A 14,025-nucleotide genomic window follows, 5' to 3' on the forward strand; every position below is an offset into this window, starting at 1 on the left:
GGTCTCGTGGGCCGGTCATCGGTCGAGGACGAGGGCGAGTCCCTGGCCGACGCCGACGCACAGCGTCGCGACGCCCGTACCGCCGCCGGCGGCCTCCAGCTGGTGGGCGACCGCGCCGGCCAGCCGGGCCCCGGAGGCGCCGAGCGGGTGCCCGAGGGCGATGGCGCCGCCGCGGGGGTTGAGGACCTCGGGGTCCAGTTCGGGCCACTCGGCGAGGCAGCCCAGCACCTGGGCGGCGAAGGCCTCGTTGAGCTCCAGGGTGGTGAGGTCGGCGAAGCCGCGGCCGGTCCTGGCGAGGGCCCGGCGGACGGCGGCCACGGGCCCGAGCCCGAAGTACTGCGGCTCGATCCCGGTGACGGCGGCGGACCGGACCCGGGCCAGCGGCTGCCGGCCGACGCGGCGCAGGCCCTGCTCGTCGGTGAGCAGCACGGCGGCGGCGCCGTCGTTGAGCGGCGAGGCGTTGCCCGCGGTCACGGTGCCCCGTTCGCTGCGGAAGGAGGGCCTGAGCTTCGCCAGCGCCGCCGTGGACGTGTCGGGGCGCACGCACTCGTCCCGGTCGACCACGACCTCACCCTGGCGCGTCGGGACGGTCACGGGCACCACCTCGGCGTCGAAGCGGCCCTGCTCCCAGGCGGCGGCGGCCCTGCGGTGGCTGGCGAGGGCGAACGCGTCCTGCTGTTCGCGGCTGATGCCGTGCCTCTCCGCGATCAGCTCGGCGGACTCCCCGAGCGGGACGGTCCACTCCGGCGCCATCCTCGGGTTGACCATCCGCCAGCCGAGCGTGGTCGAGTACAGCTCGGTGTGCCCGGCGGGGAAGGCGCGGTCGCTCTTGGGCAGCACGTAGGGCGCGCGGCTCATCGACTCCACGCCGCCGGCGATCACCGTCGAGGCGTCGCCCAGCGCGATCGCCCGGGCGGCCTGGACGACGGCCTCCAGGCCGGAGGCGCAGAGCCGGTTGACGGTGACGCCGGGCACGGTCACCGGCAGCCCGGCGAGCAGGGCGGCCATCCGGCCGACGTTGCGGTTCTCCTCGCCGGCGCCGTTGGCGTTGCCGAGGTACACGTCGTCGACCGTGGCCGGGTCGAGGGCCGGGGTGCGCTCGAGGAGTGCGCGGATCACCCCGGCGGCGAGGTCGTCCGGGCGGACGGCGGACAGGGCGCCGCCGTAGCGGCCGACCGGGGTGCGGACGGCGTCGACCAGGTAGACGTCCCGGGTCATCGAGGCACCTCCACCCGCACCGGCGCGGCGGTCCGGGCGAGCAGCTCGTCCGGGCTCACCCCGGGCGCGGTCTCGACCAGGACGAGCCCGTCGGCCGTCACGTCCAGCACGCCGAGGTCGGTGACGATCCGGTCCACGCAGCCGCGGCCGGTCAGCGGGAGGGTGCACTCGGGGACGATCTTCGGTGAGCCGTCCCTGGCGGTGTGCTCCATCAGCACGATCACCCGCCGGGCGCCGTGGACCAGGTCCATCGCGCCGCCCATGCCCTTGACCATCTTCCCGGGGATCATCCAGTTCGCCAGGTCCCCGGTGGCCGACACCTGCATGGCGCCGAGGACCGCGGCGTCGATGTGGCCGCCGCGGATCATGCCGAAGGAGAGCGAGGAGTCGAAGGAGGACGCGCCCGGGAGCACCGTCACCGTCTCCTTGCCGGCGTTGATGAGGTCCGGGTCCACCTCCCGCTCGGTCGGGTACGGGCCCACGCCGAGCAGGCCGTTCTCCGAGTGCAGGACGACGTCCACGTCCGGCGGCAGGAATCCCGGCACCAGGGTGGGCAGGCCGATCCCGAGGTTGACGTACCAGCCGTCGGCCAGTTCGCGGGCGGCGCGGGCCGCCATCTCTTCGCGGTTCCAGGTCATGCGGTTCGCACCGTCCTGCGCTCGATGCCCTTGGCGGCGGCCTGCTGCGGCGTCAGGGCGACGACGCGCTGGACGAAGACACCGGGCAGGTGGATGGCGTCGGGGTCCAGCTCGCCCGGCTCGACCAGTTCCTCGACCTCGGCGACGGTCACCCGGCCCGCCATCGCGGCCAGCGGGTTGAAGTTGCGGGCGGCCTTGGCGAAGACGAGGTTGCCGTGCCGGTCGCCCCGGGCCGCGCGGACCAGCGCGAAGTCGGTGGTGATGCCGCGCTCCAGGACGTAGGAGCGGCCGTCGTACTCGCGCACCTCCTTGGGCGGGGAGGCGAGGGCGACGGAGCCGTCCGGGGCGTAGCGCCAGGGCAGGCCGCCCTCGGCGACCAGGGTGCCGACGCCCGCCGGGGCGAAGAACGCGGGGATGCCGCAGCCGCCCGCTCGCAGCCGCTCGGCGAGGGTGCCCTGCGGGGTGAGCTCCAGTTCCAGCTCGCCGCTGAGGTAGCGGCGGGCGAACTCCTTGTTGTCGCCGACGTACGAGCCGGTGACCCGGCCGATCCGCCCGGCGGCCAGCAGCACGCCGAGGCCGCCGCCGTCCACTCCGCAGTTGTTGGACACCACGCTCAGGCCGCCGGAGCCGCGTGCGTAGAGCGCCTGGATGAGCACGTTCGGGACGCCGCTGAGGCCGAAGCCCCCGACGGCGAGCGAGGAGCCGTCCCCGATGTCGGCGACGGCCTCCTCGGGTGAGGCCACCAGTTTGTCCATTCGTTGCCCCTGTTCGCCTGGTGAACTATCGTTCGGAATCTTGGGTGCGCAGAGTGTGCGCCGCGGTCCGACGCCTGTCAACGGGCCCGTGAAGGAGAATCCGCCGATGCCCGAAACCGCTCCGACGCCGTCCGGTCCGCCGTCCGGTCCGTCGTCCGGTCCGTTGTCCGGTCCGTCGTCCGCACCGCCCGAGGAGTCCGTCGGGCCGCTGGAGCGCGGGCTCGCCCTGCTGCGAGCCATGGCCGTCGACCCGGCCGTGCGCCAGCGGCCCAGCGACCTGGCCCGCGCCACCGGCCTCGCCCGCTCCACCGTCGACCGGATCGCCACCACGCTCGTCGGCCTCGGGTACCTGCGCTCCGACGGGCGGGACCTCGTCCTGGCCCCCCGGGCGGCCGAGTTCGGCAACGCCTACCTGACCGGCAGTGGCCTGCCGGATCGGCTCGGCTCCCTCGCCGTCGAACTCGCCGACCGCCTCGACGAGTCCGTCTCGATCGCCGTCCCCGACGGCGACGACGCTCGTTTTGTCGTCCAGGCCACCCGCCGCCGCGCGATGGCCGTCTCCTTCCGCATCGGTGACCTGCTGCCCGCCGAGCGCTGCGCCCCGGGCGCGCTGTTCGCCGCCGAGTGGGACGAGGGCCGGTGGGACGCCTGGCCGCGGCGCCGCGCGAACGGCGTGGACGACGCGAACGGTACGGACGACGGCGGCTACGCGGTGGAGCCGTCGAGCGCCCCGGACGTCGTCGGGTTCCGGGAGCTGGCGCAGGCCTCCGCCGTACGGGGCTGGTCGGTGGACGACCAGCTGATCGAGCCCGGGCTGGTCGCCGTCTCCGTCCCGGTCCGCGACCCCTCGGGTGCGACGGTCTGCGCGGTCAGCGTCGTCAGCCACACCAGCCGGCACGACGCCGCCTCACTCACCGGTCACGCCCTGCCCCGACTCCGGGACACGGCACGGGAGATGGAGCGGCGCCTCGCCCTCCCGGCGGCGCCGGCCGCACCCGCGGTGCCGCCGTCGGGCCGGCGACTCAAGGAGGAACTCGGCTCCGGCTTCCTCCAGTCGCTCGCCCGCGGGCTGGACGTCCTGCTCGCTCTCGGCGCCGCGCCCGGCAGCCACCCGCTGGCCGCGGTGGCCCGCGCGACCGGCCTGCCCCGCGCCACCGCCCGCCGGGCCCTGATCACCCTGCGGCACCTCGGGTACGTCGGCAGCGACGGTGAGCGGTTCCGTCTCCTGCCCCGCGTGCTCGGTCTCGGATACGCGCGCCTGGCGGGCCTGTCCCTCGCCGAGATCGCCGAGCCGCACCTGATCGACCTGGTGCTCCGGGTCCACGAGTCCGCCTCGATGGCGGTCCTCGACGGCCCGGACATCCGCTACGTCGCGCGCGTCCCGACCACCCGCATCATGCGCCTCGACCTCGCCGTGGGCACCCGGCTCCCGGCGTACCCGACGTCGATGGGGCGGGTGCTGCTCGGCGCCCTGCCCGAGCCGGAACTCGCCTCCCTCCTCGCGGAGATGACGCCCACGCGGTTCACCGAGGCCACCGTGACGGACCGCGCCGCCCTGGCCGCCGCCGTCCGCGCCGCCGCGCGGGACGGCCACGCCCTGGTCGACCAGGAGCTGGAGGAGGGGCTGCGCTCCGTCGCCGTCCCGGTCCACGACGGCCTGGGCCGGGTGGTGGCCGCCGTCAACGTCGCGCTGCACGCCGGGCGGGGCACCCCCGACGAGGTCCGCGCGGCTCTGCTCCCGCCGCTGTCCGAGGCGGCCCGGGCGATCAGTGCCGACCTCGCACTGACGGACCGCCTGCCCGGGGCGCGGCCGGCCTGAGGGCGGCGTCGGGGTTGAGGGCGGCGTCAGGGCCGCTCGAAGCACGGACCTCCGGGCGGGTCGGGGCGAGGGCGCCGGTCGGCTCCCGGCTGCCGCTCTCCAGGGCGGCCATCAGCAGCCCTTCGACGGCGGCAGCCACCGGCCCGTCGCCCGGTCCCTCGGTGCGGACCGGCCGGGGCGCCGAGCCGTGCTCCCCGCACCAGCGCCGGTAGGTCTCGGCGACGGCCGTGTGGATGCGGGTGACGGTGCCGGGCAGGATGACGGCGGTCCGCCGCGTGCGTCGAGCACGTGCTGCGGCTGCGCGCCGCGCTCGACCCGGCTTCCCGGCGGCACCGGGTCGCCGAACTCCTCGACCAGGTCGGCCGCGGCGAGCGCGAGGCCGCCGCAGTGCCCCGCGCGCTCTCCGGTGGGCAACGCCGACGCGTCGCCGGCGCCCGGGTGCTCGGCGGATGTCCGTCGGCGTCACCGGGCCCGGACGATGACCACCGGGCAGTCGGCGTGCTGGGCGCAGTGCATGCTCACCGAGCCGAGCAGGGTGCGGGTGAAGCCGCCGTGGCCGTGGCTGCCGACCACCAGCAGCTCGGCGCCCCGGGACGCGTCCAGGAGGACCTCGGTCGGGTCGCCCATGACCATCGTCTGGCGGACCTCCGCCCGGCTGTCCTCGCCGAGCACCGTGTGCAGCTCGTCGGCGAAGCGCCGCTCGGCCAGCTCCCGGTCGAAGGTGGTGTCGACCACCGGCGCCGACCAGCCGAAGTGGCTCGGCGGCTCCCAGGCGCCGATCGCGTCCACCACCCCGCCGATCAGGGTCGCGTGCCGGGCCGCCCAGCGCAGCGCGGCGTACGACGACGGCGAGCCGTCGACGCCGACCACGACGCGGGGTGCGGAGTCGTTCGCGTTCATCTGCACCGTCCTGACCGTCCAGCGGATCGTCGCCCCCTGACCACGGTGCTGGCCGCCGGACGGCGCCGCCACCACGGCCCGGCAGCCGGGTGACGCCCGGCGGCCGAGCCGTGGTGGATGCCGGTGGCCGCGCCGCGCCGGGCCGGGCCGGGAGGGGTCAGGCGTGGACGCCCAGCTGGGTGAGCAGCGTCGCGTTGTCCTCGATGTGCCAGTCCTCGGTGATCCGGTCGGTCCCGACGTGCTGGATGTCGATGGCGTTGAACTCGACGCGCTGGCCCTGGCCCCGCACGCCGTCGAAGGTGCCGGTGAAGTGGCCGCGGAAGACCAGCCGGGCGGTGATCCTGTCCCCGCTGATCAGGACGTCGGACAGCTCGCAGGTCAGGTCCGGCACCGCGGCGCGGAAGTTCTTCGAGGCGAAGAGCGGCCCGGAGGGGCCCTGGGGACGGCCCGGCGGCAGGGTGTTGTCGCGGAACTGCGGGCTGACCGCCGCGTCCAGGTAGCGCTGCTGACCGGTGTTCCAGAAGGTGTACAACTGCTGCGCCAGGCGGACCTCCTGGGCGGCGCGCCGGGCGCCGATCGAACGGTCCACGGTGAGCGCCTCCGGCTGGACGAGATCGGGCGAACGGTCGATCAGCCGCTGCGGCCAGTCACGGGCGGACGAGTGGCGGCCGCTGTCGTGGACGGGGGCGGCCGCGGCGGTGCCGCCCGCCAGGCCGGCCACCGCCGTGAGGACGGCGGCGGTACGGATCAGGGTGTGCGAGCGCATGGGAACAGCTCCTCGGTTCGGGTGGTCGTGCCCGGGGGTGCGGGCGTGCGGGCGTGCGGGGTCGGCCGGCCGACCGGGGCAGGGGGGTCAGGCGAGCCGGCCGACCGGGGCAGGGGGTCAGGCGAGCCGGCCGACCGGGGCAGGGGGTCAGGCGAGCCGGCCGCCGCCGTCGACGTGCAGCACCGTGCCGGTGACGTACGGGTTGTCGATGGCGTAGAAGACGGCCTTGACCAGGTCCTCCGGGGTGCCGACGCGCCGGGCCGGGTTGCGCGCGGCGACCCCGCGCAGGAACGCCTCCTTGTCGGCGCCCAGGCCGTCCCAGGAACCGGTGTCGACGATGCCGGGGGAGACGGCGTTGACCCGGACCGGCGCGATCTCCACCGCCAGCGCCTGCACCAGGAAGGCCAGCGCGCCGTTGGTGGTGGCCATCACGGTGCGCGCGGGCGCCGGGCGCCACGCGGCCACACCGGAGAAGAAAGTGAACGAACCGCGCTCGGAGACCTGCCCGGCCAGGTGCTTGGCCAGCAGCAGCGGGCCGATCACCTTCGCCGCGAACGCCCGCTGCACATCGGCCGCTTCGAGCTCCCGCAGCGGGCCGTTGGCCGGCATCGCGGCGGTGGAGACCAGGTGGTCGAAGCGGCCGACCCGGGCGGCGAAAGCGGCGATCGACCGCTCGTCGGCGATGTCCAGGGCGATCACCTCGGAGGGCCCGGTCAGCTCGCCGGCCGTCCACTCCAGCTTGCGCGGGTCGGGGCCGGCCAGCACCAGGGTGGCGCCGGCCGCCGAGGCGGCCTTGGCGAGGGCCTGCCCGGTGCGCGAACCCGCACCGACCACGACGAGTCGCTGTCCCTGGAGGGAGGTGGTGTCGGACATGGTGGAACTCCTTCGGATGATTTTGGATCTTGGGGAAACGGCCGTCCGCTGCGTCCCGCGGCGGCCACACCACGACCCTCTCCGACCTGCGCTGATGAGTCCAAGGCTTGTTTTCTACCCCAGCGATAAGATCTGTTCATGGCAACACCGACGCTCAGGCAGCTCGAATACCTGGCCACCGTGGTCGACACCGGATCGTTCACCCGCGCGGCCGAGCAGCTGCACGTCACCCAGCCCGCGCTCTCGCACCAGATCCGCGCCCTGGAGGGCGCCCTCGGCGGCCGGCTGCTGGAGCGCCTGCCGCGCTCCGTACGGCTCACCCCGATGGGCCGGGCGGTCCTGCCGCACGCCCGGGCCGCACTGGCCGAGGCCGAACGCCTGCACGCCGCGGCCCGCCGTACGGCCGGCCTGGAGGAGGGCGAACTGGAGGTCGCCGTCGTCTACTCGGTCAGCCTCGGCATCCTGCCGCCGGTGCTGCGGGACTGGCACCGCCGCCACCCCGGCGTGCGGATCCGGCTGCGCGAGTACGCCCACACCGACCGGCTCCAGGAGGCCATGGCCGCCGGCCGCGCCGACCTCGCCATCGGCCCGGTGCCCACCGGCTGGGAGGGGCCGATCCGGGAACTCGGCGTCGAGGAGTTCACCGTCGTCCTGCCCGCCGACGACCCGCTGGCCGAGCGCCCCGCCGGCACGGTCGCCCTCACCGAACTCGCCGACCGGGACTGGGTCCACTTCGCCCCCGACAACGGCCTGGCCGACCTGCTCGACCAGGTCTGCGCCCGGGCGGGCTTCCACCCCAGGGCGGCGATCCGCGCCGAACAGACCTCGGCCGCGCCGCTGCTCGCGGCGGCCGGCCTGGGCCCGGCCCTGGTGCCCGCCAACATCCTCCCCGCCCACTTCGAGGGCGCCCTGCTGCGCCCGGACCCCCCGATCCTGCGCACCCTCACCGCCTACACCCGCACCCGCCCCGACCCGCTCACCGTGGCCTTCGCGGACCTGCTGTCCCGACAGGCCCGGGTCGACCCCGCCGTCTCCGGCCGGCCCGCCGGCTCCGAGGCCGGCGGCGGGTGACGCGGCGCGGATGCGGGCGCGCCCCCACCGGCCTAGCGTGGCGACCATGGAGCTGTTCCCCCCGATCCCGCTGGCGCAGTGGCAGGACTCCAAGGAGACGGTCCACCGGTTCGCCCAGGTCGTCGGCAAGATCCGCCTGGCGCGCAGCGTGCGGCGCAACCACTGGTGGAACGTCCCCTACCACCTCACCGGGCGCGGCATCACCACCCGCCCGATGGCCGTGCCCGACGGGCGCGGGACCTTCTGCATCGACTTCGACTTCGTCGACCACCGGCTGGTGGTCTGCTCGTCGGACGGCCGCAGGGTCTCCTTCCCGCTCACCGGGCAGTCCGTGGCGTCGTTCTACCGCCGGACCCTCGACTCCCTCGCCGCGGTCGGCGTGACGGTGTCGCTCCCGCACCCGACCCCGTTCGACCTGCCCGACACCGGCCGGCCGTTCACCGAGGACACCGAGCACGCCGCCTACGACCCGTTCTGGGTCAACCGCTACTGGCAGGTGCTCAGCCAGGTCAACCTGGTCCTGGAGGAGTTCGCCGCCGGCTTCTGCGGGAAGGTCAGCCCGGTGCACCACTTCTGGCACACCTTCGACATCGCCGTCACCCGCTTCTCCGACCGTGAGATCGAACAGCCGCGGACCGTCGACCCGGTGACCCGAGAGGCCTACTCGCGCGAGGTCGTCAGCTCCGGTTTCTGGTTCGGCGACGACTCCTTCCCCCGACCGGCCTTCTACTCCTACGCCGCGCCCGAGCCCGCCGGCCTGGCCGACTGCCCGCTGCGCCCCGACGCCGCCCGCTGGATCGAGCGGAACGGCAGCCACCTGGCCGTCCTGGACTACGAGGAGGTCCGCGGCGGCGAGGACCCGCGCGGTGCCGTCCTCGACTTCTACGAGTCCGTCTACCAGCCCGCGGCCCGCCTGGCCGGCTGGAACATCGGCGGCGAGGCCTCGCCCGGCGGCGTCACCGACCCGGTGGCGGCCCGCGGCGGAGGCTGACGGCCGGTCGGGGCGGAAGCTGACGGCAGGGCAGAGCAGGGCAGGGCAGGGCGGCGGCGGCGCCCCGGGCCGCCACGACACCCTGCACACCGCCTTCCGGCCTCGCGCTCGCGCGGACCGCTGCGAGCGGGTGTTCGTGGGAAGAGTATTAGGTTAGCCTCACCTAAGCTGCGATGGGCGCCGGAAGGTACGAACCGGCGCAGCCGCGGCGTTCCCCCGTTCCGCCGGAAGGAGCCTGCCCTGTCCGCCGTCACCGCTCCCGCCCGCTTCGCGCTCTTCCCCCTGCGCGTCGCCCGCACCCTGACCCTCACTCCGTACCTCGTGCGGATCACGCTCACCGGGGAGAGCCTCGCCGGGTTCGTCAACGGCGGCCTCGACCAGCGGATCAAGCTGCTGCTGCCGCTCGCCGGCCAGTCCGAGCCGCTGATCCCGTCCGGCGACGGCGAGTTCGGCTGGTACCACAGCTGGCGGGAGACGTCCCCGGCGGTGCGCCCGGTGCTGCGCACCTACACCGTCCGCGGTCAGCGCCGCGACCCCGACGAGATCGACATCGACATCGCCGTGCACGGGGACACCGGCCCCGGCTCCCGATGGGCCGTCAGGGCCGCGCCGGGCGACCGGGTGGCGGTGTACGGGCCGGCCGTCGAGCGGGCCGGCGGGGTGGAGTTCGAGCTGCCCGCCGACCCCGGCTGGGTCCTGCTGGCCGGGGACGAGTCGGCGCTGCCGGCCATCGCCGCCATCCTGGAGGAACTGCCCGAGGACCTCCCCGTCCGGGTCTTCGCCGAGGTGGACGGGCCGTCGGACGAGGCCTACCTCCCGGCCGGCCGGGCCGGCGTCGAGACCGTCTGGGTCCACCGCCGGGCCGGCGGACCGGGCCTGACCGGGGCGGTGCGCGTCGCCGACCTGCCGGACGGTCGGCCGTACGCCTGGATCGCCGGGGAGGCGGCCGCGGTGCGGGAGCTGCGCCGCCACCTGGTCGGCGAGCGGGGGATGGACCGGCGCGCGGTCTGCTTCATGGGCTACTGGCGGGCCGGGCGCACCGAGGACCAGCGCGGCGAGGACGGGCCGGAGGAGGAGGCGTAGGACCGCTCCGGAGGCGTAGGGCCGCTCCGGAGGCGTAGGGCCGCTCCGGCCGAAGGGGCGGCCGCCCCGCGGGTCAGCCGGTGGTCCCGCGCCGCCGCTCCTCCGGCAACGGCGTGATGGGGACGGCCGGTTGCGGGCCGACCGTGCTCGGCCATCCCGTCCCCGTCGGGGCCGGTCCGTCGCGCCAGGACAGGGCGAGTGCGGGGCCCGACTCCGGCGACCGCGGCCCGACCCGCTGCCGCCCGGTGCGACCTGGTGCTCGACGGCGCGCTCGGCGGGGGCGGCCGACTCCTTCGGCGCGCTGGCCTCGGCCAGGGAGGGCGGCGGGGGCGACGTACCGCTCCTCGTACGTGGCGACGGCCGGCGGCCGGTGCCGCTCCGCGACGTCCGGTGCGGTGAGCCCGACGGCCTCGGGCGCGGCCGGGCCGGTCCGTCGGGGCCCGCCGCGCGGTCGGCGGCCGTTGAGACGATGACGAACGATCAGAACGCGTGCCCGGCGCCGCATTCCCGCAGGTTGGACGCGTTCATGACGCCTTTGTCAGCGGGGTGGACGACCCTTGACGGCGCTGGGCTTCTCTGCCAACCTCTCGGCAGGTCTGGACCAAGATCGGTCTTTTCACTGGGGAGAGGACCGGCTCCGACCCGGTCGTTCGCAGGGGGGATCTGCGGGCCGGGAGGGTCGAGGCCGGAGCGGCCCGCGGGCCGGCGCGGGCCGGTCGAACGCCACCCGGCGGCCGGGTCGCCGAAGAAGTCCGCGGTGTCGGCCATGTCGGCGCCCGGCCACGGGGAACGCGCCATTCACCGACTGCCGAATCGAGCCGCACATGCCACACTCGCTCCCCCCGCACGCGTCGCCCTTCCAGCGGGGCATCTGGTTCACCGAGCGCCTCGGCCACACGCACGGGGTGTTCCACATGCCCGTCCGCATCTCCTTCGACCGGGTCGACGCGGAGGCGCTCGCCCGGGCCGTCGCGACGGTGGCCGAACGTCATTCCTCCCTGTCCCAGGCGCTCGTGGAGCGCGAGGGTGAGGTCGTGCTGGAGCCCGGTACCGCCCCGGTCCTCGAGGTGGTCGACGTCTCCGGGGACTGCGGGGAGAGCCGGGAGAAGCTGCTGGCCGAGGACACGGCACGGCCCTTCGACCTCCAGGCGGGTCCCTTGGCGCGGTTCACCCTCTACCGCGGCCGCGACGGGGCGGCGGAGCTGCTGGCCGTCGTGCACCATGCCGTGTTCGACGGGGAGTCCAAGGACGTCCTGGTGGCGGAGCTCGCCGCGGCCTACGCGCGGGCCCTGGGAGAGGCCGCCCCGGCGGCCGACCGGAGCCCCGAGCCGGAGTCCGCGCCCGCGCCCGACCCCGCGCCCGCGCCCGACCCCGAGCTCGTGCGCCGCGCGGCGGACCGCTACGGCCCGCGCTGGGCCGCGGCGACGGAGCCCGTCCTGCCCGGCCTGCCGCAGGCCGTCACCGCCCCGGCGGCCGGAGCCTCCGTCGGGTGGCGGATGGACGCCCACGGCCGGGCGGCACTGGCCGAGGCCGCGCAGCGCTGCGGCGTCACCGTCTTCGAGTTCCTCCTCGCCGCCCTGCACGGACTGCTGCTGCGCTACGGCGGCGAAGCCGTCCCGGTCTCCGTGCCGCTCTCCGTCCGGACGGCCGAACAGGCCGGGGAGATCGGTCTGTTCGTCAACGAGCTGCCGGTGCACGCGCCGGCCGGGGCGAGTGCCGCGATGCCCTTCGCCGCCTACGCCCGGGCCGTCCGGGCCGAGGTCCGTGACGGATACCCGTTCCGCCCGGTGCCCTTCGGCGCGGCGGTCGGCGGTCTGACGCCGCGCGCCGGGCTGGCCCCCGTCTCGTTCGGCTACCGGCGCGGCCGCGCCGTGGACCCGGTGTTCCCGGGAAGCGCCGTCCGGGTGGACCGTACGGTGTTCAACGGCGCCGCCCGCAACACCCTTCACCTCCAGGCGGTGGACACCGCCGAAGGGCTCGCGTTCTCGCTCCAGTACGCTCCGGCGGTCCTGTCGCCGGACGCCGCGGCCCGGATCGCCGGGCACTACACGGCCCTGCTGGAGGCCGCGGCGGCCGCGCCCGAGGCTCCGCTGAGCGCCCTGCCGCTGCTGGGCGAGGCCGAGCGGCACCGGGTGGTCGAGGAGTGGAACGACACCGCCCGCGCCTACCCGGGCGAGCGCACGGCCCTGGACCTGGTCCGCGAGCGGGCCGCCGAGACGCCCGAGGCCCTCGCCGTCAGCGCGGGCGCCGAGCGGCTGACCTACCGGGCGCTCGTGGAGCGGATCGACGAACTGGCCTCCGTGCTGAGCGGGGCCGGAGTCCGACCGGGCGACGTCGTCGCCCTGCACCTGGAGCGCTCCGCCGACCTGCCCGCCGTCCTGCTCGCGGTGCACGCCGCCGGAGCCGCCTACCTGCCGCTCGACCCGGGCCACCCCGCCGAGCGGCTCGCGTTCCTGCTCGCCGACTCGGGCGCGGCCCTGCTGGTCGCCGACCGGGAGCCCACGCCCGACGTGGTGGCGGCGGCACCGGCCGTCCTGCGCCTCGGGGGCGGCCCCGTGGAGCCCGGGCCCGCCGGGGCGGCGCCGGCCGGGCCCGGTGGCCTCGCCTACGTGCTGTACACCTCCGGCTCGACCGGGCGGCCCAAGGGCGTGGAGATCGGCCACCGGGCCCTGGTGAACCTGCTGACCTCGTTCGCGGACCGCCTGGGCTCGGGACGGCAGCACGTCTGGCTCGGCCTGACCTCGCTCTCCTTCGACATATCCGGGCTGGAGATCCTGCTCCCGCTGATCACCGGCGGCCGACTGGTCCTCGCGCCGGACGGCGCCGCCCTGGACGCGCCGGGCACGGTCGGGCTGATCCGGCGCGAGGGCGTGACCCATCTTCAGGCGACCCCCTCGGGCTGGCGGGTCCTGCTCAGCGCCGGGCCGCTGCCGGCGGGGCTGACCGGGATCGTGGGCGGGGAGGCACTGCCGCTCCCGTTCGCCCGCGAGCTCCGGGGCTCCCTCGGCCGGCTGATCAACGGCTACGGCCCGACCGAGGCGACGATCTACGCCACCTGCGCCGAGGTCCCCGCGGCGCCGGACGCCGTGGTGATCGGCCGACCGGTCGCCAACACCAGGGCGTACGTCCTGGACGCGGACGGCCGGCCCCTGCCGGTCGGCATCCCCGGAGAGCTCCACCTGGGCGGCGACGGCCTCGCGGACGGCTACCGGGGCCGGCCCGAGCTGACGGCGGAACGTTTCGCCGAGGGCCCGTTCGCCGGCGGCCGGATGTACCGCACCGGCGACCTCGCGGCATGGACGCCGGACGGCGAACTGGAGTTCCACGGCCGGATCGACGACCAGGTGAAGATCCGCGGCCACCGGATCGAACTCGGCGAGATCGAGGCCGCGCTGCTCGACCACCCGGCCGTCGCCGCCGCGGCCGTCGCCGTGTGCGAGCAGGCCGAGGGGGAACCCGCGCTCGTCGGCTACCGGGTGCCCGCACCCGGCGACGCACCGCTGTCCGACGCGGACCTGCGGGACCACCTGCTGCGCACCCTGCCCGCCGTCATGGTGCCCCGGCAGTACGTGACCCTCGACCACCTGCCGCTCACCCCGAGCGGCAAGCTCGACCGCCGGGCGCTGCCCGCCCCGCCGCGCGCGGCAGCCGCCGGCCCGGCGGAGGCCGACGACGTCACCGCGAGCATCCTGGCGATCTGGGAGGAGGTCCTGGGCGCCACCGGCATCGGCCCCGAGGACGACCTCTTCGACCTCGGCGGACACTCGCTGACGATCATCCAGATCACCGCCAGGATCCGCGCCGCCTTCGGGGTCGAGCTCGACTTCGACCTGTTCTTCGACGCCTCCACCCCGGCCGCCCTGGCCGCCGTCGTGCGAGAGCGGCGTTGACCGCCGCCCACCGCTCCTGCG

General features: G+C 75.8%; 11 protein-coding genes. 5 read left to right on the forward strand and 6 right to left on the reverse strand.

The annotated features are described in order from the left end of the window. Positions 1 to 15: 15 nt before the first annotated feature. From ACFWP2_RS14900 to ACFWP2_RS14910, 3 genes are read right to left on the reverse strand one after another with little or no spacing between them, the layout of a single operon-like run. Positions 16 to 1,218 carry a thiolase family protein gene (locus ACFWP2_RS14900; RefSeq protein WP_380450971.1) on the reverse strand — a complete coding sequence of 401 codons (1,203 nt, stop codon included), beginning with the start codon at positions 1,216 to 1,218 and terminating at the stop codon, positions 16 to 18. Continuing rightward, entirely contained in the window at positions 1,215 to 1,856 is a 642-nt protein-coding gene (locus ACFWP2_RS14905; protein ID WP_380450973.1) for a CoA transferase subunit B, read from the reverse strand. Before ACFWP2_RS14905 ends, ACFWP2_RS14900 begins: the two co-directional genes overlap by 4 nt. Further along, the gene (locus ACFWP2_RS14910; protein WP_380450975.1) at positions 1,853 to 2,611 is read right to left on the reverse strand and encodes a CoA transferase subunit A; all 759 of its coding nucleotides are present in this window, start codon (positions 2,609 to 2,611) and stop codon (positions 1,853 to 1,855) included. Before ACFWP2_RS14910 ends, ACFWP2_RS14905 begins: the two co-directional genes overlap by 4 nt. Before the next feature lie 106 nt (positions 2,612 to 2,717). Between ACFWP2_RS14910 and ACFWP2_RS14915 the strand changes: the two genes are divergently transcribed. Continuing rightward, the gene (locus ACFWP2_RS14915) at positions 2,718 to 4,430 is read left to right on the forward strand and encodes an IclR family transcriptional regulator C-terminal domain-containing protein (protein ID WP_380450977.1); all 1,713 of its coding nucleotides are present in this window, start codon (positions 2,718 to 2,720) and stop codon (positions 4,428 to 4,430) included. 462 nt (positions 4,431 to 4,892) lie between these two features. On the opposite strand, the gene ACFWP2_RS14920 is transcribed toward ACFWP2_RS14915, so the two are convergent. The 3 genes from ACFWP2_RS14920 to ACFWP2_RS14930 all read right to left on the reverse strand — a co-directional run bounded on the left by ACFWP2_RS14920 (position 4,893) and on the right by ACFWP2_RS14930 (position 6,969). Beyond that, positions 4,893 to 5,330 (reverse strand): universal stress protein, encoded by a 438-nt coding sequence (locus tag ACFWP2_RS14920; RefSeq protein WP_380450979.1) that lies wholly within the window; start codon positions 5,328 to 5,330, stop codon positions 4,893 to 4,895. Positions 5,331 to 5,487: 157 nt separating this feature from the next. Further along, complete coding sequence (locus ACFWP2_RS14925) at positions 5,488 to 6,096, reverse strand: ester cyclase (protein ID WP_380450981.1); 609 nt, start codon at positions 6,094 to 6,096, stop codon at positions 5,488 to 5,490. Between the two features lie 147 nt (positions 6,097 to 6,243). Then, positions 6,244 to 6,969: an SDR family oxidoreductase gene (locus ACFWP2_RS14930; RefSeq protein WP_380450983.1), complete on the reverse strand. Its 726-nt coding sequence runs from the start codon at positions 6,967 to 6,969 to the stop codon at positions 6,244 to 6,246. A 138-nt stretch (positions 6,970 to 7,107) separates the two neighbouring features. Here ACFWP2_RS14930 and ACFWP2_RS14935 point away from each other — a divergent pair, with 138 nt between their 5' ends. The 4 genes from ACFWP2_RS14935 to ACFWP2_RS14950 all read left to right on the forward strand — a co-directional run bounded on the left by ACFWP2_RS14935 (position 7,108) and on the right by ACFWP2_RS14950 (position 14,004). Then, a complete protein-coding gene (locus ACFWP2_RS14935; protein ID WP_380450985.1) occupies positions 7,108 to 8,040 on the forward strand; it encodes a LysR family transcriptional regulator in 933 nt (310 codons plus the stop codon). Positions 8,041 to 8,086: 46 nt separating this feature from the next. Then, entirely contained in the window at positions 8,087 to 9,031 is a 945-nt protein-coding gene (locus ACFWP2_RS14940; RefSeq protein ID WP_380450987.1) for a DUF5996 family protein, read from the forward strand. A gap of 300 nt (positions 9,032 to 9,331) precedes the next feature. Continuing rightward, positions 9,332 to 10,114, forward strand: a complete 783-nt coding sequence (locus tag ACFWP2_RS14945; RefSeq protein ID WP_380451178.1) for a siderophore-interacting protein — start codon at positions 9,332 to 9,334, stop codon at positions 10,112 to 10,114. A gap of 824 nt (positions 10,115 to 10,938) precedes the next feature. Further along, complete coding sequence (locus ACFWP2_RS14950) at positions 10,939 to 14,004, forward strand: amino acid adenylation domain-containing protein (protein ID WP_380450989.1); 3,066 nt, start codon at positions 10,939 to 10,941, stop codon at positions 14,002 to 14,004. Positions 14,005 to 14,025 lie beyond the last annotated feature (21 nt).

This window comes from Kitasatospora sp. NPDC058444 (assembly GCF_042721415.1).
In the GTDB taxonomy this organism is placed as follows: domain Bacteria; phylum Actinomycetota; class Actinomycetes; order Streptomycetales; family Streptomycetaceae; genus Kitasatospora.

Excerpts from the sequence above, each read along its gene's own strand:
- ACFWP2_RS14900 (WP_380450971.1), bottom strand. The coding sequence starts at position 1,218 with ATGACCCGGGACGTCTACCTGGTCGACGCCGTCCGCACCCCGGTCGGC.
- ACFWP2_RS14905 (WP_380450973.1), bottom strand. The coding sequence starts at position 1,856 with ATGACCTGGAACCGCGAAGAGATGGCGGCCCGCGCCGCCCGCGAACTG.
- ACFWP2_RS14910 (WP_380450975.1), bottom strand. The coding sequence starts at position 2,611 with ATGGACAAACTGGTGGCCTCACCCGAGGAGGCCGTCGCCGACATCGGG.
- ACFWP2_RS14915 (WP_380450977.1), top strand. The coding sequence starts at position 2,718 with ATGCCCGAAACCGCTCCGACGCCGTCCGGTCCGCCGTCCGGTCCGTCG.
- ACFWP2_RS14920 (WP_380450979.1), bottom strand. The coding sequence starts at position 5,330 with ATGAACGCGAACGACTCCGCACCCCGCGTCGTGGTCGGCGTCGACGGC.
- ACFWP2_RS14925 (WP_380450981.1), bottom strand. The coding sequence starts at position 6,096 with ATGCGCTCGCACACCCTGATCCGTACCGCCGCCGTCCTCACGGCGGTG.
- ACFWP2_RS14930 (WP_380450983.1), bottom strand. The coding sequence starts at position 6,969 with ATGTCCGACACCACCTCCCTCCAGGGACAGCGACTCGTCGTGGTCGGT.
- ACFWP2_RS14935 (WP_380450985.1), top strand. The coding sequence starts at position 7,108 with ATGGCAACACCGACGCTCAGGCAGCTCGAATACCTGGCCACCGTGGTC.
- ACFWP2_RS14940 (WP_380450987.1), top strand. The coding sequence starts at position 8,087 with ATGGAGCTGTTCCCCCCGATCCCGCTGGCGCAGTGGCAGGACTCCAAG.
- ACFWP2_RS14950 (WP_380450989.1), top strand. The coding sequence starts at position 10,939 with ATGCCACACTCGCTCCCCCCGCACGCGTCGCCCTTCCAGCGGGGCATC.